This is a genomic window from Desulfotignum phosphitoxidans DSM 13687 (assembly GCF_000350545.1).
In the GTDB taxonomy this organism is placed as follows: domain Bacteria; phylum Desulfobacterota; class Desulfobacteria; order Desulfobacterales; family Desulfobacteraceae; genus Desulfotignum; species Desulfotignum phosphitoxidans.
In genome coordinates, this window is the sequence record NZ_APJX01000003.1 from 188,831 (window position 1) to 208,567 (window position 19,737).

Sequence of the window (19,737 nt, forward strand, 5' to 3'; positions counted from 1 at the left end):
AATGCTGGAAAGGTAAGATAGTTTATTTCATATGATTTTCATAACGCAAAGGAAGAAAACTGTCAATATCAAGTTTATCATCCCCCTGGAGTCCCGGGGTTTTTGCGGGCATATTGGCCCCGGGATAAATATGAATCTGCCGCTGCCTTGAGGCGTTTTGATTGCTTGCAGCAGCGGCAGGGGCGGTTGGTGCGTTATAAAATTTTCAGAAGATCCGACAGGCGGGATATGTGGTTCACATTCAAGGTGGCTGAAAGGCCGGTGATCCGACTTTCACCGCAGGACAGAAAACAGGCAGCCATGCCTGTGTTATCAGCTGCAAGGATGTCATTGATTGAATCACCGACAAACAACACTTTTTCCGGAGACAGAGATAATGTCTTAAGGGCCAGGCCCAGGCTTTCAGGATGGGGCTTGAGCCGGGACATATCCTGGCGGGACAGAATAATTTCAAAAAAATCAATCAGGTTGAAACGTGCCAGAATACCGTGAACGGCTTCCCGCCCGCAATTGCTCACAACCCCCAGGCGGAATCCTTCTTTGACCAGTCTTGTCAGTGTGGATCGGGTGTCCGGATAAGGCTGCCACCTTTTCATGGCATCCTGATCATACCGGTTATACACGTCATCCAGCTTTGCCAGAAGTTTGCGTGCATCTTCTAGAGCATCCCGGTTGATCCATTGGTCTGTTATATCCCGGGTAAGATTAAACAGACTGACATAACTGGGAGGGTCGCCATAACGGGCCATATCCATCCCGGCATCCGAGAGAATGGCGCAGATTTCCGGAATGGCCTCATCCAGATCCCATTGAAAATCCACCAGTGTGCCGTCCAGATCAAACAGTACCGCCTCAAAGTTGTTCAATTGAGTTCTGACTTTAGTTTTTCCAACGCTGAATTGTCCCAGCGTTTGAAAAGGGTATGGGCAATACCCATGTAATCAAGCACTTTTCCCACGGACTGGTTGATGATGTCATCAATCGTCTCGGGATGATGGTAGAACGCGGGTACGGGCGGAACAATATGGGCACCCATTTCCGCAGCCAGGGTCAGCAGTCTCAAATGACCTATATGCAATGGTGTCTCTCTGAACATCAGGGCCAGTTTGCGTTTTTCCTTGAGTTGAACATCTGCGGCCCGGATCAAAAGGTTTTCATTAAAGGAATTGGCGATTCCTGAAAGTGTTTTTACTGTGCAGGGGGCAATCACCATTCCCAGGGTTTGGAATGAACCGCTGGCAACGGATGCGGCAATATCTGCATTGGTGTAAGTAACGTCTGCCATGGAAAGCACATCATCCACATCATAACTGGTTTCAATCTGGATATTCAGTTTTCCGGCTTCCGACATAATTAAATGGGTCTCAATATCCGTCTGCTTCAGAACCTCAAGCAGCCGGACACCGTAAATGACCCCACTGGCCCCTGCGATACCCACAATTAACCGATTTTTCATTATAACTCCTGTGTTATGAAATGTTATTGTCTTTGTATGTCGCTTCTTCCAGCAGGCGGTATCCTTTTTCTTTGATAACGGGGGTGATTTTTTTCAGGTATTTAATGTCAAATCGGATGATAAGGCGATTTGCGCCATTATTCGGGTTTTTGAGCGTAAAAAATCCATTGATTTTAACGTCGGCAGCAAAAAATTCTTCAAGGATTTCTTTTATGGTAGTTTTTGAATCTCCATTTAATTCAATCGTTACTCCGACAACACCTTCACCCTCTCCTAAAAGCTGGCTTAAAGCCTGGGTGAAATCCCTGTTGGAGAGCGTTCCCACCAATCTGTCTCCATCCATTACCGGTAAAAAACTGCGGCCGAACCGGCTTCCTTTTTTGATGGCGTTCTCAACAGAGTCATCAATGGACAGTGTTACCGGTTTTCTCACCATGATATCCCTGACCTTTAATTTTTCATTAAAATACTGTATCTCGAAAATATCCTGGGTTGAAATCGTCCAGGATGCAGCTTCTCGCAAATCCCGCCGCGCAATAAACCCTTTGAATCTGCCATCATCCACCACTGCCAAAAACGGGACTTTTTTTGTTTCAAACTCCTGTATGGCCGCTTTTGCGGACAAGTCACTGGGAATAATATCAGGGTTTTTACGCATCCAGTTTTTTACGATCATGTCTGGTCCTCCATTTTTATGAGTAAGCGGTTATGTCTGGTGCATGAACCAGGCAAAAACAATTTAATCAAACAACCCCATTTCCGTTGCGAGCTTTTGGGCCAGATGTCCGGCTGTGGGGGTGATGAACCACATTTTCAGTCCTTCTTTCCGCAGTTGTCTGGCTTCTTCCCAATATGGACCGGTAATTTTCCCTTTTCCAAACATGGTTTTAAAACGGGTAATTCCTGTTTTGCCGTATCTGTCTAAACGATCGGCTTCCACAACCAGGGTTGCGTTTATATTGGGCTTCTTGAAAACCGTTTCAGGCAGATCATGAATTTTTATGATGCGTTGAATCTCCCTGGTTTTGGTCTCATCATAGGAAAGATCATTTAATATTTTACCGGCAAGAATGGCGCCTTGTTCCATATGCTGCATAAAACTAATTGTTTTTGTTTTTTCCAAAGGGGTTGCAGCATTAAAATCAGCATAATCCACGACGGACCATCCCAGATCATGGAGGTATGCTGCCGGTAAAACAATGTTTGGATCCCCGTTTTCATGTTTCAGCAGATATCTGCACAGATCAACCGTGCGCAGGATATGTTCCCAGTCTCCATCCCGTCCTTTTTTATATAACGGGGTAATCGTTTCAATCAATTTTTTTTCAAGGGAGGCATCCATTAAAATATCTCCAATGCTGTTTTTATGACCATCTGGCTGAATAGCGGATCTTCCATGTTTGCATTGATTTCAATGATATCTATTCTGGAGTCCAGCAAACTGCGCAAAGTTTGAGTGAAAATCCTGTCTTCTTCCGGATCATGGGTCGGGTTTCCTGATGCATCTACCGAAGACCATCCTTTCAACGGGATCATTATTTTTACAGGTCCTTTCGCACCATTCAGCTTTCTGGCAAATTCACCGGCCACCTGTTTAAGTTCGTCCGGTGAAAGGCGCAGCCAGGTTCGGAATTTATCAAGGTCATATTTTCGTCGTTCATAGAAATCTTTTTTGTATTTGGACCGGGCAGGGGTCATATGGTTGACGGAACAGGTGGAAACAATCTGGGGGATCCCTTTTTTCCCTGCAGATTCGAGGCGATCAGGCCCTCCGTCCCGCATGTAGCCAAAATAGTGTTCCCCGACCCCGCCGGGAGCCAGGTCGATGACACCATGGAAAAACCCTTCGGCAATCATTTTTTCCATGGCCTGGTCCCCGACACCGGCTGCAGAAAATCCAGTGATTTGAAATCCTTGTTTTTCAAGAGCTGCACGAACGGTTCGGGCACATTGTTCACACGGCCCCAGCATGGTCATGGCAATGGTTTTTTTATTGTGGGCGGCCAGGGTATTGTCCACATATTTGATCATTCCTTTCATGGCATAGCAGGCCCTGTCCATAACATTTTTGAGCATATCTGTCACACCTGAAATTTCAATAACCGAATGAAACAAAAGAATATCACCGGTACCGATATATCTGGTGGACAACCCAGGTAATGCCGCTGTTGAGGAAATCATCAGTTTGGGGATACCAAATGGCAGCGAACGCATCACATCGGTTGCCATCAGTGATCCGGTTGATCCGCCAATGGCCATCACTCCATGGATTTTGCCTGCCAGGTAAAGGTCCCGTGCAATTTTGGTTGCCCCGTCAATAATGATATTGGTGATGGTTGACCGTTCCCTGGACTGGTTGATTTCTTCAATGGTGCTGCCGCCGGCCGACGCCACATGGGAAGGGGTCAGTTCCGCTCTGGAAGGTTCTTTCCCACGCATGGAAAGATCCATTAAAAGCGGCAGCACATCGATTTCTTTAAATTTGTATTTCAGATACCGGGTTTCCTCTCTTTTGGTGTCCAGTGTGGATATGATCAAAACCGTCTTCGGTGTATTCATTGTTTTTGCCTTTGTTAAACCTGGGACAGGGAATTTGAAAATTTTTTTCCCTGCCCCAGGTTGGTAGTTACAAGCCCAGTTTTTCTCTGATATCTTTTTTTAAGGTTTCCTTGTTCACCTTGCCGGAATCGCCAACCGTCGGAAATTCAGCAACGATCTCCAGGTGTTCAGGGAGCTTGAACATGGCAATATCTTTAGATTTCAGATGGTCTACCATGGTTTTAAAATCAAAATTCATCCCGGATTTCGGGATAACATAGGCAGCCGAGCGCTCACCCATCTCCCTGTCCGGGTAGCCCACAATGGCCACTGAACCCACGGCAGGATGATCATTCAAAAGTCCTTCCACTTCGGCCGGATAAATATTTTGCCCACCTCTTATGATCATGTCTTTGGCTCTTCCCAATATCCACAGGCATCCCTGATCAAATTTGACAATATCTTCGGTCGTGGTCCAGCCGTCTTTGTCAAATACCGTTGAGGTCAACTCTTCATCCCTGTAATACCCGGCCGGTGCATGGGGGCCTCTGAAATACAGGATGCCGGGTTCACCATCCGGCACGGTTATTTCTCTGTTTTCCTGATGGGCCAGCCTGACTTTGTTTCCCGGAAGCATTCTGCCCACGGTTCGTCGCCTTAAGTCTTTGGAATCTTTTACCCGGCATCCTGACACGGATCCCATGTCCTGGGTGCCAAGATCACTGGTGATGGAAGCGCCAAAAGCGGCTTCCGCTTCCTCTGCCACCTGGGGCGGCAGATATCCGCCGGCCGACCGGATGAATCTGAGCGAACCCAGGTCGTACTTTGATATATCCGCCTCAAGCATCCGAATCAGATGGGTAGGGACCACGCCGACAGCTGTGGCTTTTTCTTTTTCAATGAGCGCAAGGGCCGCATCCGGTGAAAATTCTTCCAGCATGACGGTTTTGGCCCCTGCAATGGGGGCGGCAAAATAGGTGAGGGTTCCTGCGGCACCGCCGGCATGGGGAGCTATGGCCATGGTGATGTCATCTTTGGTCAGGCTCCAGATATCCACCCGTCCCTTGGATGTGCATATCCGGGGCGCAGCCGGCCATTCCACCAGTTTGGGAATGCCTGTGGTACCGGAAGTTGTGGTGAGAATGGCCACATTTTCAATGGCATCCAGCCGTCTTTCTGCCAGAATGTTTTTGTCAATGGGTTGTTTAACTCGTTTTTCAACAATGGTGGGAAGGGAAAAAGTACCCTGCGGTGCTCCTGGTGGAACCATATCATCAAACAGAAAAATATTTTGCAGGTGGGAAAACTCTTTTTGCAGATCTTCATACATCTCAAGATAGTTGAATTTGTTGTAGGTATGAAGAATAATAACGGCGGATGCTTTGGTTCTGTCCACCATATAGGTCAGCTCTTTTTTTCTCAGATAGGGGTATACTGTCAGAGAAATCAAACCGGCCCGTTCACAGGCAATTCTTGCAAGAAAACCATACACACTGTTGGGAGACTGAATGATTACTCTTGAATGTTTTTCAATACCCATTTCAACCCAGGATATGGCCATGGCATCAACCAGTTCCACAGCCTGCTGCCAGGTGAGTCTGTATTTTGAATCAACCAGTGCTTCCCGATCGGGAATTTCTCTGGCATTTTTTTCCCAGAAATCGTAAAAAGTTTCCTGGGTCCAGTATCCGTCACGGACAAATTCATCCGTCATTTCTTTTGTATATCTAATTGGTTTCACGTGACATCCTTTCCTTAAAATCCGAGTTCAGACCATCTTTCTTTGACCCTTTCAACCATGTCAGGATCCAGTTCAATGGGTATGGGTTTGTTTTTCCACTCATACGGGATGGTGGCGTCCATAAGGAGCCTGCCGGTGATGTCCCTTGTTTCAATGGGCAAAGACGGGTCAAGAGGCGTTGATCTCCCGCGCTTGATGACCTGGCTGCGGTTGGGCTGGAATCTGAAACTCAAAGCGTACATGACCCGGGGGATATCCCAGGGATCGATATCATCATCCACCACGATCACGGTCTTGAGACCGTATGCACCCATTTCAGTTGAAATGGCGGCTGTCAGAACCTGGTCTGCATGCCCGGGATACATCTGGGTCATGGAGATGATGGCAAGAAAGCGGCCGGCACCCTCGGGCGGACAATACACCGCTTTGAGTCCGGGGATTCTCATCTCCTTGAGCTGCTGCCAGAGCGTTGCGCCGTAGGACAGTGCCATGGTCATGTGAGAATCGGTTACAGCGCGGCCGACAGTGGTTCCCCAGAAGATGGGATTATCTCTATAGGTCACACACTTGACGTCAATGAAATTTCTGGGGTCTGTTCCAACGCCGGAATAGTATCCGGTATATTCCCCGAACGGACCTTCTTCCATGAATTTTTCCGCATCCACAAAACCTTCCACCACAATTTCCGCATGGGCCGGGATGGGAAGGTCCACCACTTCTCCTTTAACGATTTCAATGGCCTGGCCCCTGAACGCCCCTGCCACATCATATTCACTGGTAAACGCCCCCACCCGTGCCGCTCCGAGAAGAAAGAGAATCGGGTCACAGCCGACAATGGAGGCAACCGGCATGGGTTGTTTGAGCTTCTGGTATTTTTTAAGCATGATATCCGCGTGTTTGCCTTTGATGAACTGGGTACCGATTTTGTCTTTGGCCAGCAGCTGGCTTCGATATGTTCCCAGATTGACCCAGCCGGAATCAGGATCTTTTGTAATGATAAAATGGGCTGTCCCGTAAAATCTGCCGCCATCCAGGGGGTAATATTGCGGAACCGGAAATTTATACAGGTCGACATCATCACCCATCATGATATTTTGTTTGCAGGGGGCCTTTGCTTTATCGACATAGGTGGGTGGAATGGGTTTTTTTGCTTTTTCTTCCCATCCCACATACAGGTCGGTCAGGGTTGAATCTTCGGGCATACCCATGATGATGGCAAGCCGTTCCACCGTTGTGCATGCACTGGTAATCACAGGGCTTTTGTATCCCTTTACATTATCAAATAAAAGGGCCGGTCCCTGGGCCTCTTCATTTAATTTTGCGATATGGGATAATTCCAGGTTCCAGTCAACTTCTGCTGTAATTCGTTTCAGAAGGCCTTTTTCTTCACAAACTGCGACAAAGTCTCTCATGTCTTTCATGGGCTGTTCTCCTTTTGCATTGCCACCTTATTTTTGATGCAAAAATAGGGTGGCCTGCGCATTGCGCACGGGTTGATATTTTTTGTCAGACCTTGAATGTCAAGGCTGAACGATAAAATACAGTGGTGTTTATAATTAATTAATTAATTACTTACTTTTCTGCCGGCGACAAGTCCTGCGCATATATGTTCAAGGGCAGAAGATCTTTTGGACATAACAGGCGTCACTTTTTTATCACTCCATACCGTTTCAGGACGGCTTTGAAGAATCATGATTTTGGCTTTGCCGGGCGTGTCTTTGTCGATAGCCCATTCAATGTCCATGGCCTTGCCGTAATGGGTTTCAATTTTTTTACCAATTTTGGCAAGCTCGATAACATCCAGGTCCACCACGCATTGGGTATCCTGTCTTTCTGCAGGGACATCCTGTTTTATAATGCAATGTTTCTCAGGATTACGGGTGTATAGAAAGGTTTTATGTGAAATGGTTTTTTTTATGATTTCATTTGAAATTTTATTGACGATAAAATTATCCGGTGTACATTCGCCGCTGACAACACTTTCCCCGAATCCCCAGTTTGCATCAATGGCAACAGATGCCCTGTCTCCGGAGGCAGGATTCAAAGTGAACATAACACCGGCGACCCATGCATTTGCCATTTTTTGGACACCCACCGATATTTCTACTTTATCGTGGGGGAACCCCATTTTCGTTCGATAATAGATGGCTCTTGCAGCGAAGAGGCTGGACCAGCATTTTTTTACATGGGTAAACACATCATCAATACCTCTTATCCAGAGAAAAGTATCCTGCTGGCCGGCGAAGCTGGCTCCGGGCAGATCTTCTGCTGTAGCACTTGATCTCACAGCCACGGGAACAGCAGGGACGTGACATTTTTTGGAAAGCTGTCTGTAAAATTCGCCCATATAATCCTGAAGGTTTTCGTCAATCGGCGTGTTTTCAATAAGCGCCCGAATTTTTTTACTGGCTATTTCTCCGGAATCCATGTCATTGGGCTTGATGTCTTCCAGAATCTTAAAGATTTCTTTTTTTATCCCGCCTTGTTCAAGAAACCGTTTATAGGCTTTGGTGGTTAGGGCAAAGCCCGGTGGTACCGGTATTTCAGCACTGAGCAGTTCACCAAGGCTTGCATTTTTGCCTCCCACTATGGGGATGGATTCCAGATTGCATTCTTCAAACCAGAGAACATAGTCATGTCTTTTTTCCATGGTATCAGATCACCTTTCGATATAAATTCTACCCGTATCTCCGTTCAATTTGATTTTCATGCCGGATTTGATAATGGTTGTTGCCTGGCCTGTTCCGACAACCGCCGGCATGCCGTATTCACGACAGACAATGGCCGCATGGCACATGATGCCGCCCACATCGGTAACAACCCCTTTTATTTTCTGAAATACCGGTGCCCAGGAAGGAGATGTGGTCGGTGCCACCAGTATCTCGTTTTCCTTGAGTTGACCGATGTCTTCAACGGATCGGCATACCCTGGCAATACCTTCAACCACACCTGGTGATCCGGCAAACCCTTCGATTTCATTCACCTTGTCCGGGTCGCCGATTTTCCTTAATTTGGTCCAGGCGGTCATGCTTTCATTGGTAACGCCCCAAAGCACAATGGTGAACGGTTCCGCGATAACGTCAGGCGGGGTGCCGACGGCCGGGATGGGCGGATGTTCTTTGAATTTTTGATATACGCCTTTTCTCCATGCGATCTCTTCCGGCCAGTGCAGCGGACCATATCCTTTGGTGCCTGTTGCCCACGCCGTGACCAGATCCCATAATGCTTCCTTGATTTCACTGCGGGACATCATCCAGATATCTTCGGGTTCGTTTAAAAATTTGTGGTCTGTCATGATGGCCGCAATTTCCCGCATTTTGTTCCAGAATACCGAGTGAAACCAGTGTTCTACGTAAAACATGTGATTTTCAACATAGGGAAATACCAGTTCGGCGGTGCCATGGAGTTGATCAAATGTCTGCCTGTCTTCATCGGTTTTCAAAAAACCCCGATACTCATGAACAAGCCGTTTCCGTTCCTCTTTGATTTGATCCATGGGCCGGTCGATATTATGGCCGCCAATGATTTTTTTTATATAGATTCTGATGGAACTCATGGGGATATTCAGATTGTCATTCCATGAAATATCCTGGTGGTACCAGCCGGTGCCGGTTGAAATATTGAACCATGGATATTTGGCTTTTTCCCAGGCTGTTATCCATTTTTTCCCATTTTCAGACGACTGGAGGGCGGCAATGACATCTTCGACGTTTTTGGTATCATCTCCGATGTGTGAACCAAGGTCGAATTCAACGGCCAGTTTGGCCAGTTTTCTCAGCTCATCATCGGGCTTGTACAAAATAACATCAATGCCTGCCACCATCTGGGTGATTTTCTGAAGCGGAATGTCAGGAAAGGCTTTTGTGCAGAAATCAACAAAAGTGACATAGGAGGCATATCCAAGATTCAAAAATTCGAAATGGTATTGCCAGCATCGGATTCCTCGATCAATTAATTTATCGTAGGTTTTGAGCAGTTCATAGCCCGATGAGGTGCCAATACCGTTTTTAACCACAGAAATATCCTCCATGGCCGGCAGTTGTTTGACTTCAAGGTTTTCAATATCAGAAATAATCCCTGTCATCTTTTTTTCCCACTGTTCATGAAGCCGGTCCCAGTTTTCATAATAATAACCGGCTCTTTCCATGAACAAGGGAATTCTTTTCTGCACCTCTTCAGGGTCTGTTATCGGAACCGGAGAAATATAGACGTTTCCATTGATGATCCGATGGTCAACCCCATACACCGGGGGAATCATGAAAATTCGAGTATTGAATTGCGATAATCCCAGAAACCATGCCTCATCCCAGATAATATCAAAGGGATACAGGGGTTCAGGGTAATGCAGTGCATCATTGAACCAGAACGTATTGTTCTCGTAAGCTTCTCTTTCCTTGTCCTTTGTCGAGAAAAAATAGTGATACGGGTACATCCTTTCCCAGCCTTCAGTTCCGGGGATCGCTTCAATCTCGTGAGGGTTGGGAAAACTCTTGTCAGCCATTTTCAGCCTCCTTAAAGGTTACGTTAGGTGCAGAACAAACCCAATAACTCTGACAATACTTGCAAGGAATTGAGAAGTCAGCATGAGATAAAATCCACTGAAAAGAGACCAGACCGAGTTTCCTTTTCATCAAAGCAGCAAGTATATGGCAGGGTTAATAATTCTTGACAAAAAAACTGTCAATTCATATAAAATTATATCAATTATAAGAATTTCTTATAATATTTTGATTTTTTTCAGCCAAATCGTCCAGAAGGAAATTGTCTTATGGTCAATTTAAACCAGTTGCGGGCATTTTATTATGTCGCAAAACATGACAGCTATACGGTTGCCGCACAGAAGCTTTTTATTACCCAGCCGGCCGTAACAGCTCAAATCAAATTATTTGAAAATTTTTATGGGATAAAATTATTCAATCGAAAAGGAAGAGCCCTGTTCCTGTCACATATCGGTAAACTTCTGTTTGAAAAAGCTGAAAAAATTTTCGCTCTGGAAAATGAAATCGAAGAAATGCTGGCTCAGATGAAGGAAATGAACCAGGGCCTTCTGGCGATCGGCTGTACCAAGGCCTATGCCAAGCATATTATGCCATCTATCATTTCAGCATTTCACAGAACTTATCCCAACATTAGAATCATCCTTGAAGAAGGCAGTTCCATGGCCATGATCAACAGTTTGAGGGATTTTGAAAACGAAATCATTGTTGTGGCGCAAATGGATATCAAAGATTCTCGAATTCAGTTTATCCCTTTCAGCCAGGAGGAAATCGTTTTGATCATGGCCGTTGATCATCCACTTTCCAAAAAAAAAGAAGTCACATTCAATGACATTAAAAATGAGCCGATTATTCTGAAAGGAACCGGATCCGGTACGCGAAAAAAAATTGTAGATTTATACAGAAACAACGATATGGTTCCCATTGTGTTTATGGAATCCAACAATACGGAATTCATCATCAATCTGGTCGAAAAAGGAGAAGGAATTTCTTTTCTTGTAAAACCGTCAATTGAACAAAAAGTGTATGAAAAAAAAATCGTCATGCACCGCCTAAAGGACAACAGATTGTTTCTGGACGTCAGCCTTGGTTTCTCAAAAAACAACCCGCTTTCGCCTGCAGCCTCTGCTTTTTATGAAGTCATTAAACGCACCTTTACTGAAGAATTCTCACAAAATAAAATCGGGTCTATTATGGCAAAAATTTTAGCAGGAAAATTTGTTAAAGATTAAGCTTGTGGTTTACTTGTCCGGGATCCGCCTTAACATGATAATTAAAAATTATTTTAAATAAGGCGAAATTATGAAAATTGCGGTTTTTTCAGATGTCCATAGCTGTTATAAAAAAATGATGACGGTTTTCGACGATATGGAAAAATATCAAATTGATCAGTATGTTTGTCTTGGGGACATTATCGGATATGGGAGTCAACCTGAAGAAACCGTTCAGTTGTTGATGTCAAAACAGGTGATTTCTGTCAGGGGTAACCACGAATTGGCCATGTTTGACCCTGATTACCTTGAACTGTTTCCAAAAAAAATAAAACAGCCTCTGCTGGAAAATATTGCGGCCATTTCCGAAAAATCCATCCAGTACCTTGAAAAAACACCGGTATATCTGCAATTGGAAAACTGCCATTTTGTCCACGGTACGCCACCGGACAAGATGACCACTTATATTTATGATGTGACAGATTACTATTTGAAGTCTATTTTTAATAATTCAGCCACGCGGGTTTTTTTCACTGGCCATACTCACAAACTCAAGTTGATTACTTATAAAGACAAAATAGTATATCGTGGAAGAATAAACGAAAATTGCATCATCCCAGTAGGGAATAATCAGAAATATCTTGTTAATGTAGGCAGCATCGGATTTTCAAGAGACGATTTTGAAGCATCAAAATATGTCGTCTATGACACGGAAAACAAACAGATCATGGTTAGAATGGTAAGTACTTGATTTTTTGTATGTTTTTTGCAGATGCCTGAATCAGGGCAGATCTCGTTTTCCATGATTCCATCTTTAGAAAAACAATATCGGTAATTGGATATTTTTAAAGCTAAGGAGTCATTTTAGGTATATTTATGAAATGCATAAGAATTTATTATATTCTCCTGTAAAAATGGTGGGTTAATATTCCATCACTGAGGGTCACGGTGTCACCGCAAGTTCAAATACGTTCTGGAATCGGTTGACCAGGATATACCGGGAGATCTTTACGCACACCAGGGCCGTGGTGTCGGCTGCGGCAAAGGAAGCCAGGTGGGGGTGCCGGGCCAGGTAGATGTCTGTCAGGGCCTGTTGTTCAGCATCGGGCACATCGATCACCGTCCCGGTGGCAGTGACCGCAGTCGCCTGGTAGATATCTTCGGCCCGGTTTTCACTGTTGTTGATCAGAAACGCGGCATTGGGGCAGGCCGTGAGGTTGTCATATTTGCGTGTAGTCTTGGGAGTCAGAAAAATGATCCGGTCCAGTTTTGGGGTGGCGGCCACTGCTACCAGGCTGGCATAGGGGTGGCCGTCCTTCTGGGTGCACAGCACGGCCAGTTGCTGAGAATTGATCAGGTCCTGAATGGTGGTGAACAGGGTCTGGTTGTCCATAACTGCCTCCGAAAGGAATATGTCAGGATACCGGCCAATCAAAGGTTGCGTGCGGGTTCCTGTATTTTTAAAAAGATGTTACAATCCGGTTGAACTTGATTCTTACGTCATGCTATAGGAGCTGTCAACGGGAACCTGATGTTATCCTAGGATATAAGGAGGAAGGATGTCCAGACAGATCAGTTTGATCGGTGTGCCCATGGATTTCGGCCAGGACCTGCGCGGGGTGGATATGGGGCCTGCGGCTGTGCGGTACACCGGCCTGATTACCCGGTTGCGGGAACTGGGCCACACTGTGCGGGACCGGGGGGATGTGCCTATTCCCATCCGGGATGAAGCCGTACCCGGGCCGTTGGCGGGAAACACCTATGTGGAGGAGATCTCCCGGATCTGCAACGCAGTGTACACCCTGGGGCGCCGGGTGATGGAAGAGAAAGATTTCCCGCTGTTTGTGGGCGGGGATCATTCCATTGCCGTGGGCACGGTGGCCGCGGCCGGAGCCGATGGTGAGCCCATCGGCCTGATCTGGCTGGATGCCCACGGGGATTTCAACACCCCGGACACCTCGCCGTCCGGCAATATCCACGGCATGCCCCTGGCCATTCTCATGGGAGAAGGTCATCCGGATCTGGTGAATGTGGGACGGCCAGGGCCCAAGGTGCTGCCGGAAAACGTGGTCATGATCGGGCTGAGGGATATTGACCCGGTCGAGAAAAAGCGGCTGAAAACCTCCGGAGTCACGGTGTTCACCATGCGGGACATTGACGAACAGGGAATTTCCACGGTGGCCAACAAAGCTGTGATGAAATTTGCCCACATGAAACGCATTCATCTGACCGTGGACATGGATGCCCTGGATCCGGTGGAAGCCCCGGGAGTGGGGACTCCCGTGCCCGGCGGCATCACCTACCGGGAGGCCCATCTGCTCATGGAGATCCTGGCGGATTCCAAAAAGGTGGGGTCCATGGACCTGGTGGAGATCAACCCGATCCTGGATGTGGCCAACAAGACGGCGAAACTGGCCGTGGAGCTGACCCTGTCCGCTTTGGGAAAAAGCATTTTGTGAGCCTGTCCGAGTATATTCAATCTTTGAAAGCCTACAAAGGATTTGCCGGCGACATTGTGTGCCACCGGACCCTGGATCCGGTGCCGGCCCGATATGCCGGATCTTTGCCCGGGTTTTCCCATGATTTGTCCTTACTGCTGGAAGACCTGGGCATCTCCCGGCTGTATTCCCATCAGCAGACTGCCATGGACCGGATTTTGTCGGGTTCCCACACCGTGATTGCCACGCCCACGGCCTCGGGCAAAAGCCTGGTGTACAATCTGCCTGTGGTGGACCGGCTCTTGACGGATCCGTCTGCCACGGCCCTGTATCTGTTTCCGTTAAAAGCCCTGGCCCGGGATCAGCTGGGCACGGTGCAGGACCTGCTGGTGCGGGCCAGAAGCCTTGAACCGGATCTGCCGGTGCTGAAAGCGGCCGTGTATGACGGGGATGTAACTTCCCATCACAAGGCCAAAATCCGGCGGGATCCGCCCCAGGTGCTGTTGTCCAATCCGGAGATGCTGCACCTGGCCATGCTGCCCCACCATCATCTGTGGGAGGCGTATTTCCGGCGCCTGGCCTTTGTGGTAGTGGATGAAGTGCACACGTACCGGGGGGTGATGGGGTCCCACATGGCCTGGGTGTTCCGGCGCCTGGTGCGCATCTGCCGGTATTATGGGGCAACGCCGGTGTTTGTGTTCTGCTCGGCCACCATTGCCAACCCGGGCGATTTGTGCCGCCGGCTTACGGGTCTGGATGTGGGGGTGGTGGACCGGGCCGGGGCTCCGGCCGGGAAAAAAGAGGTGGTGCTCATGCGGGGCATGGACGGGGCAGCCCAAACCGCCATCGCCCTGATCCATGCGGCCCTGCACCGGAATCTGCGCACCATTGTATATACCCAGTCCAGAAAAATAACCGAACTGATCGCCATCTGGGCATCCCAGCGGGCCAAAAAAATGAGGGACAAAATCAGTGCCTACCGGGCCGGGTTCCTGCCCGAAGAACGGCGGGAGATTGAAACCCGGCTGGCCACAGGCGATCTGTTGTGCGTGGTGTCCACATCGGCCCTGGAGCTGGGCATCGATATCGGGAACCTGGATCTGTGCATCCTGGTGGGGTATCCGGGCACCATCATGTCCACCTGGCAGCGGGCCGGCCGGGTAGGGCGGGACGGCAGCCAATCCGCTTTGGTGCTCATCGCCCATGAGGATGCCCTGGACCAGTATTTCATGAACCATCCGGACGTGTTCTTTGACATGCCTCCGGAAACTGCACTCATCAACCCGGACAATCCCGTGATCTGCAAGGCCCACCTGGTGTGCGCGGCCGCCGATCTGGCCCTGAAAAAAGGGGAACCCATGCTGATGCCGGATCCGGGCGCATCGGATCAGCCAACTTTCGACCGGCAGAAAACCAATCGAAAAACGGCAGCAGCCGGCCCTGTCCAGGCGGCCCTTCAAAAACTGGAAGCCTCCGGCAAGCTGCTGCGCAGTGTGAACAACGACATCTGGTATGCGGCCCAAAAAAGTCCCCACCGGGAAGTGAACCTGCGGGGCACGGGCCGAACCATTCCCATCTTTCTGGAAAATACCCGCCGGAGTCTGGGAGAGATCGACCGGTACCGGGCATTTTTCGACACCCATGAGGGGGCCGTGTACCTGCACCAGGGCAAATCCTATGTGGTGACCCGGTTCGACCATGAAAAAGGCAGCGTGGAGGTGATCCCCAAAGAGGTGAACTACTACACAAGGGCACGGTCTTCCAAAGCCACGCAGATCATTGAGATTCTGGACAGCAAAATTGTGAAAGCCACCCGGGTGGGGTTCGGCCGGCTGCGCATCACCGAGCAGGTGACCGGGTATGACCGCAAACTGGTGGCCACGGGCCGGTCCATCGGCATGGTGCCCCTGGATCTGCCGCCGTTGACCTTTGACACCCGGGGGCTGTGGATCCAGATCCCGGATGAGATCCGGGACCGTCTTGAATCGGACCGCATGCATTTCATGGGCGGGATTCATGCCATGGAACATGCCGCCATCGGCATCATGCCGCTTTTGGTGATGACCGACCGGAATGATCTGGGCGGCATCTCTATTCCATTCCATGACCAGGTGCAGACCGCGGCCGTGTTTGTGTACGATGCCGTGCCCGGGGGCTTAGGGCTGTGCCGCCGGGCGTTTGAACACGCAGACCGGTTTCTGCACGCCACCCTGGAGACCATCACGTCCTGCCCCTGCACCACCGGATGTCCGGCCTGTGTGCATTCTCCCAAGTGCGGGTCCGGCAACCGGCCCATTGACAAGCATGCGGCCCGGCAGATTCTTGAATGTATCATTTCCGGGTCGGCCGGTCCGGCAAAATTTCAGTTACCGGATTTGCCGGCGGCTGCGGTTGAACGAAATGAACATCCGGTGACCTTGACTGCCGGGGCAGAAGATCTCCCTGGTGCCGGAATCCACACCCGGGTTCAAGAGATTTCGTTGCAAAAAAACGCATTCTTGCGCTATGGGGTTCTGGACATCGAAACAAGGCGGTCCGCCGCCGAAGTGGGGGGCTGGAACAAGGCGGAAAACATGGGGGTCAGCTGTGCCGTGCTCTATGATTCGCATTCCGGACGGTTCCATGATTATTCCCAGGATCAGGTGCCGGCCCTGTGCGAGCATCTCTCCTTACTGGACCGGGTGGTGGGGTTCAATCTGATCCGGTTTGACTATAAGGTTCTGGCCGGGTTGAGTGATTTTGATTTTTACCGCCTTCCCACCCTGGATATATTGATGAAGGTCCATGAGGTCTTAGGCTACCGCCTGTCTCTGGATCATCTGGCCCAGAACACCCTGGGGGCAAAAAAAAGCGCGGACGGGCTCATGGCCCTGCAATGGTGGCAGCAGGGGGAGATGGATAAAATCATTGAGTACTGCACCCAGGATGTGCGGGTTACCCGGGACCTGTACCGGTTCGGCCGGGACAACCGGTTTCTGATATTTACAAACAAGGCAGGACACCAGGTAAGGGTCCCGGTGTCCTGGTAGGGTCAATAATCGCAGATGGAAGGCGTTTGCCGAGCAGATCACCTCACCCGGGCCGCGATATCGGCCAGGACCGGGCCGGCTTTTTCCCGGATCAGCACCTGGCACCGGTCATCATAGGGGGTGGGGGACAGGTTGATGATGGCCAGAAACGCCCCGGCATCCAGGGCATAACCGGGCATAAGGGCTGCGGGCTGGACCAGAAGGGTGGAGCCCACCACGATGAATACATCACTTTTCAAGGACAGCTCAGCAGCCCGCCGGGTTTCTTTTTCCGGCATGGCCTGGCCAAAGGAGATGGTGTCCGGCTTGAGATATCCCCCGCAATCGCACCGGGGCGCTTTGTCGCCGGCCAGGATCATTTGTTGTGCCGCATCCCAGGAGATCAGGGTGCGGCAGGACATGCACCGAACCCGCCGGGTGTTGCCGTGCAGTTCGATGATTTTTTCATCCGGGATGCCTGAAGCCTGGTGAAGCCCGTCAATGTTCTGAGTGATCACTGCGGTGAGGTGTCCGGTTTCGTAAAGCTGTGCAATACTCATGTGACCCGGGTTGGGCCGGGCGTTCTTCAATCCTTTTTCCATATCCATGCGCATTTCCCAGTATTGAATCCTTGCTGTTTCGCTGGACATGAACGCATCAAAGTATACCGGGGTGAACTTGTCCCACAGCCCGCCCTGGCTCCGGTAGTCCGGGATGCCGCTTTCCGTGGACATCCCGGCCCCGGTGAATACGATCACACTGCGGGCGGCTGTGATTTTTTCGGCAATGGTCCGGGTGTGGGCCTGGATCTCCGGGGTCAGGACCGGGGTGGTTTCTTTTGCCATGAAAGCAGTCTCCTTGCTGTTTTTTCATAAAAAGTCATGATTTCAGGGATGCGCAGCAGCCTGGCCGCCACCGGCATCAACATTAGGAACACCAGTCCGGTGACAATGCAGATTATCATTGCCGGGACAAATGCGGTGGGCGGCATCAGGCGGGTCAGCATCTGGTGGATACCCGAAAGAATCCCTCCCATGACCAGACTGGCCAGGCTCAGTTTGACCAGAAACAGGTATACGCCGGTATCGCCGGGATTCCGGGTTTTTCGATTCCAGGACCCATACAGGGCAAATGAGGACACAATCACCGTCAAAGACAGTCCCGATGCCACACCGGTGACGCCGAACACTTTCATGCATCCATAAATTACCGGTAAACCGGCCAGCATGCACAAGGTGGATACCACCGCAGGATACAAGGTGTTTTCCAGGGCGTAGAACCCTCTTGCCACAAAGGTCTGGGCGGAAAAAGCAAAGGCCCCGGCCATGAAAAACGGCAGGATGTTTGCGGTGAGGTGGGTGGCATGGGCATCAAAGGCGCCCCGCTGAAACAGGATCATCACGATTTCATACCGCAGGACAATAAAGAGCACGGAAAACGGGATCACCAGAAAAATGAATTTCAATGTCTGGTTGATGATGTGGTTGAGGCGGTCCATGTCTCCGGCGGCTGCAATACCGGCCATAAAGGGATAAGATGCCATGCCGATGGCCTGGCCGAAAAATCCCACCAGAATGAACATGATGCGCAGGGCATAGTTCATGGCGGCAATGTGGCCGGTGGGCAGAAAAGATCCAAACAGCTTCATCAGGATTTCCGTGGAAAAAGTGACGGTGAGCCCCACCATAAAAGGCAGGGTGATTTTCACATAATGGATGAAATCCGGATGAAAAAAATTGATGTAAAACCGGAACCGCAATCCCTGTCTGGCGGCACCGGCCATCTGTAAAAGAAAATTGCCGGCAAACGCACCCCCTAAAACCCCCCAGGCAAATCCTTCCATACCGATATGCGGGTACAAAAACACCCCGCCGCAGATGATGCCTAAATTATAGATCAGCGGGGCTAACGCCGGGATGAAAAATTTTTCTTTTGTGAACTGCACGGCCATGAACAGGCCCCCGGCAAAAAAGAAAAACTGGGCCGGCAGGATGATGCGGGTCATGCGCACGGCCAGAGCAAAAGTGGCCGGATCCGTGATGCCCGGTGCCAGCAGATGGACAAAAAACGGGGTCCAGATCATCCCTGTGGCAATGCCTGTGACCAGGATCAGGCCGAACCCGTTGAACACCAGGGAAAACACCTCAAATCCCTGTTTTTCGTCTCCCCGGGTGATATACCGGGCAAACACCGGGATAAAAGTGATGGACAGAAACCCGCTGGCCACCACATGATTGAGAATTTCCGGCAGGGCAAAAGCGATCTGGTAGGCATCCACCCCGGCGTCTGCGCCGCCGGCCCAGGCAATGGCCATTTCCCGCACCAACCCGATGACCCGGCTGGCAAACACGGACGCCATCATGATAAACGATGCCACGCCGATCTTTTTGAATATGGAAGGGGCCGCAGTCTTCATGGGCGAAGATGTACCACACCCGAAAGGCAAAGAAAAGGGCCGTTTGTTGTCTCTAAACCTTGACGGAACAAAGAGGGGCGAATATACTGAATTGATTAATTTTATGATAATACACAGGAAAAATCGATTATGTGGACCCGAATGGGAATATGGTGCCTGATGGGGGCATTTTTTGTTTGGCTTTTCAGCGGCATTTCATACTTTATGCAGGTGGATAATTTCTGGGTGGACCTGACCCTTTCCCGGATGTTGGGCGATTATACCGATTCAGTGGTGTATGCCGTCCCGTGGGGAGCCGTTCAGAATTTTTTGTATTTTTTTGTGGTTGAGCTGCCGTTATTCGGGGTGCTCTTAGGCGTGGGAACCCTGTTTTTCTTAATCGGCATGTTTGTAAAGGTCCGGTCATGAATTGATTCGGGCCCATTGAATGAAT

General features: G+C 49.5%; 17 protein-coding genes. 5 read left to right on the plus strand and 12 right to left on the minus strand.

From position 1 onward, the window contains the following. Positions 1 to 194 precede the first annotated feature (194 nt). The 9 genes from DPO_RS08385 to DPO_RS08425 all read right to left on the minus strand — a co-directional run bounded on the left by DPO_RS08385 (position 195) and on the right by DPO_RS08425 (position 10,236). Entirely contained in the window at positions 195 to 866 is a 672-nt protein-coding gene (locus tag DPO_RS08385) for an HAD family hydrolase (RefSeq protein WP_006965380.1), read from the minus strand. Further along, positions 863 to 1,456 carry a UbiX family flavin prenyltransferase gene (locus DPO_RS08390; RefSeq protein ID WP_006965381.1) on the minus strand — a complete coding sequence of 198 codons (594 nt, stop codon included), beginning with the start codon at positions 1,454 to 1,456 and terminating at the stop codon, positions 863 to 865. The genes DPO_RS08385 and DPO_RS08390 overlap by 4 nt, the downstream gene beginning before the upstream one ends. 13 nt (positions 1,457 to 1,469) lie before the next feature. Further along, positions 1,470 to 2,132: a CBS domain-containing protein gene (locus DPO_RS08395; RefSeq protein ID WP_006965382.1), complete on the minus strand. Its 663-nt coding sequence runs from the start codon at positions 2,130 to 2,132 to the stop codon at positions 1,470 to 1,472. 63 nt (positions 2,133 to 2,195) lie between these two features. Continuing rightward, the gene (locus tag DPO_RS08400) at positions 2,196 to 2,798 is read right to left on the minus strand and encodes an HD domain-containing protein (RefSeq protein ID WP_006965384.1); all 603 of its coding nucleotides are present in this window, start codon (positions 2,796 to 2,798) and stop codon (positions 2,196 to 2,198) included. After that, on the minus strand, positions 2,798 to 4,015 hold the full coding sequence (locus DPO_RS08405) for a Tm-1-like ATP-binding domain-containing protein (protein ID WP_006965386.1): 1,218 nt from the start codon (positions 4,013 to 4,015) through the stop codon (positions 2,798 to 2,800). Before DPO_RS08405 ends, DPO_RS08400 begins: the two co-directional genes overlap by 1 nt. Before the next feature lie 67 nt (positions 4,016 to 4,082). After that, positions 4,083 to 5,735 carry an AMP-binding protein gene (locus tag DPO_RS08410; RefSeq protein ID WP_006965389.1) on the minus strand — a complete coding sequence of 551 codons (1,653 nt, stop codon included), beginning with the start codon at positions 5,733 to 5,735 and terminating at the stop codon, positions 4,083 to 4,085. Positions 5,736 to 5,749: 14 nt separating this feature from the next. Then, a complete protein-coding gene (gene ppcB, locus DPO_RS08415; protein ID WP_006965391.1) occupies positions 5,750 to 7,156 on the minus strand; it encodes a phenylphosphate carboxylase subunit beta in 1,407 nt (468 codons plus the stop codon). A gap of 143 nt (positions 7,157 to 7,299) precedes the next feature. Beyond that, positions 7,300 to 8,385, minus strand: a complete 1,086-nt coding sequence (locus DPO_RS08420; RefSeq protein ID WP_006965393.1) for a PEP/pyruvate-binding domain-containing protein — start codon at positions 8,383 to 8,385, stop codon at positions 7,300 to 7,302. A gap of 9 nt (positions 8,386 to 8,394) precedes the next feature. After that, positions 8,395 to 10,236 carry a PEP-utilizing enzyme gene (locus tag DPO_RS08425; RefSeq protein ID WP_006965394.1) on the minus strand — a complete coding sequence of 614 codons (1,842 nt, stop codon included), beginning with the start codon at positions 10,234 to 10,236 and terminating at the stop codon, positions 8,395 to 8,397. 267 nt (positions 10,237 to 10,503) lie between these two features. Here DPO_RS08425 and DPO_RS08430 point away from each other — a divergent pair, with 267 nt between their 5' ends. Both DPO_RS08430 and DPO_RS08435 read left to right on the plus strand, forming a co-directional pair. Further along, positions 10,504 to 11,463, plus strand: coding sequence for a LysR family transcriptional regulator (locus tag DPO_RS08430; RefSeq protein ID WP_006965395.1), 960 nt, complete (start codon positions 10,504 to 10,506; stop codon positions 11,461 to 11,463). A 70-nt stretch (positions 11,464 to 11,533) separates the two neighbouring features. Next, positions 11,534 to 12,193, plus strand: a complete 660-nt coding sequence (locus DPO_RS08435) for a metallophosphoesterase family protein (protein ID WP_006965396.1) — start codon at positions 11,534 to 11,536, stop codon at positions 12,191 to 12,193. A gap of 192 nt (positions 12,194 to 12,385) precedes the next feature. On the opposite strand, the gene DPO_RS08440 is transcribed toward DPO_RS08435, so the two are convergent. Continuing rightward, entirely contained in the window at positions 12,386 to 12,835 is a 450-nt protein-coding gene (locus DPO_RS08440) for a pyridoxamine 5'-phosphate oxidase family protein (RefSeq protein ID WP_006965397.1), read from the minus strand. A gap of 166 nt (positions 12,836 to 13,001) precedes the next feature. Here DPO_RS08440 and rocF point away from each other — a divergent pair, with 166 nt between their 5' ends. Further along, positions 13,002 to 13,901: an arginase gene (gene rocF, locus DPO_RS08445; protein WP_006965398.1), complete on the plus strand. Its 900-nt coding sequence runs from the start codon at positions 13,002 to 13,004 to the stop codon at positions 13,899 to 13,901. Continuing rightward, positions 13,898 to 16,909: a DEAD/DEAH box helicase gene (locus tag DPO_RS08450; RefSeq protein ID WP_006965399.1), complete on the plus strand. Its 3,012-nt coding sequence runs from the start codon at positions 13,898 to 13,900 to the stop codon at positions 16,907 to 16,909. Before rocF ends, DPO_RS08450 begins: the two co-directional genes overlap by 4 nt. A gap of 38 nt (positions 16,910 to 16,947) precedes the next feature. Here DPO_RS08450 and DPO_RS08455 read toward each other — a convergent pair whose 3' ends face one another. Continuing rightward, positions 16,948 to 17,733: an SIR2 family NAD-dependent protein deacylase gene (locus DPO_RS08455; RefSeq protein ID WP_006965400.1), complete on the minus strand. Its 786-nt coding sequence runs from the start codon at positions 17,731 to 17,733 to the stop codon at positions 16,948 to 16,950. Next, positions 17,706 to 19,304, minus strand: coding sequence for a murein biosynthesis integral membrane protein MurJ (murJ, locus tag DPO_RS08460; RefSeq protein WP_006965401.1), 1,599 nt, complete (start codon positions 19,302 to 19,304; stop codon positions 17,706 to 17,708). The genes DPO_RS08455 and murJ overlap by 28 nt, the downstream gene beginning before the upstream one ends. Positions 19,305 to 19,433: 129 nt before the next feature. Between murJ and DPO_RS08465 the strand changes: the two genes are divergently transcribed. After that, positions 19,434 to 19,712 carry a hypothetical protein gene (locus tag DPO_RS08465; RefSeq protein WP_006965402.1) on the plus strand — a complete coding sequence of 93 codons (279 nt, stop codon included), beginning with the start codon at positions 19,434 to 19,436 and terminating at the stop codon, positions 19,710 to 19,712. Positions 19,713 to 19,737 lie beyond the last annotated feature (25 nt).